This is a genomic window from Vibrio sp. Vb0937, from assembly GCF_033338855.1.
This window is the reverse complement of the sequence record NZ_JAWOTK010000247.1, coordinates 1-1,289: the sequence shown is the minus strand read 5'-3', so window position 1 is coordinate 1,289 and position 1,289 is coordinate 1. Positions and strand designations below refer to the sequence as shown.

At 49.0% G+C, this 1,289-nt stretch carries 2 protein-coding genes; one reads left to right on the top strand and one right to left on the bottom strand.

Annotated features, from left to right (window positions below):
• On the top strand, window positions 1-813 hold an 813-nt coding region (locus tag R7P67_RS24815), incomplete at its 5' end, for a hypothetical protein (RefSeq protein ID WP_318086317.1).
• Window positions 814-896: 83 nt separating this feature from the next.
• Here the strand turns inward: R7P67_RS24815 and R7P67_RS24810 are convergent.
• Window positions 897-1,289, bottom strand: a 393-nt coding sequence (locus tag R7P67_RS24810) for a YitT family protein (protein ID WP_318086316.1), incomplete at its 5' end; no start/stop codon positions are given.

Genomic DNA, 1,289 nt, shown 5'->3' with positions numbered 1-1,289 from the left:
TTCAAAATGGATTTTGATGCATTCATGAGTGAGTGTTGGCAGCTGCACGAGGAAAAGCCAGAACAGGTCTATGCTCAGCTAGAAACGGCGCTGAATGAGGTGGAAACGCTCAGCCAAGTTGAGCGAATAGTTGCACTGATGCTACACACCGCAATTGGTCACCTTGAGCATCCCGAACGATTTCTTGCCTGTTTAGACCGCTTAGATGATCGCGCCATTACCGAGAGTTTGGCGTTTAAACGTAGCATCGCCGTTGCACGCTTTTTTGTCGATGGCACTGAGGATGTAGCATTGCTGGAGGAGCAAGATCAGCGTCGCGTGTTCTCTCTTATTGCGAACGAACTTTCTGCTCTTACTCAGCTTGAACCAGCGAGTCAATGGTTGGCGAAAGCCGCATTAGGAATGACACCACACGATGCAGAAGAGGTGCTAGCGCGTTCGATCGCAATCACCGCAAACAACTTGGCTTGTCAGTATGAAGAGCTCTCAGAGCGTACTGACGAGCAGAAAGCGAGGAGTTTAGAGTCTGCAAGGCTATCACTGGATTATTTGAAAATAGCGGGCGGTTGGATGCAGGAAGAGCGCGCAGAATATCGTTTGGCGATGAGCTTGCTGAAAGCCGATGCACCTAAAGAAGCCAAAGTGCATGCTGAACGATGTGAAGCCATTTGTCTGCAAAACGGCGGCGAGGCGTTTGAGCTTTTTTATGCGCATGACTTATTGATGCAAGTGCATTTTCAACTTAGCCAGCAATGCAAAAAACAATTGGATGCGCAGGTGCAGCAATACTGCACAACCAGCGAACTGGCGTAGGTTTACCGCCACAGCAAAAAGCCCCGAGCTAATGGCTCGGGGCTTTTTGGCTGTCTAAACACTCTCGCATTTCTAGGTGTTGATTATGCCGTTTGCGGTTTTGGCTGGTATCGTCCAGGTTTGTGGTTCATCGCCAAAATCAAGTTGGTCGCAATGGCACCAAGAACGGAGAGAGCGATAAGGTGCACATCCACAATAAACAGTGACATCACCACGATGGCGCAATCGAGCGCCATCTGAATTTTGCCCGCTCGAATCCCAAAGCGTTCCTGAAGGTACAAGGCCAAAATATTAAAGCCGCCCAAACTCATCTTGTGACGAAATATCACCAGCATACCAATACCGATCAATCCACCGCCCAACAACGCTGCGTAAAAAGGTTCGATTCGGGAAATTTCGATCACGTGGTGCAAATGGTCGACCGCGAAGGAGACAATAGAAACGGCAATAAAGGTATTAACCGTAAACCTCCAGCC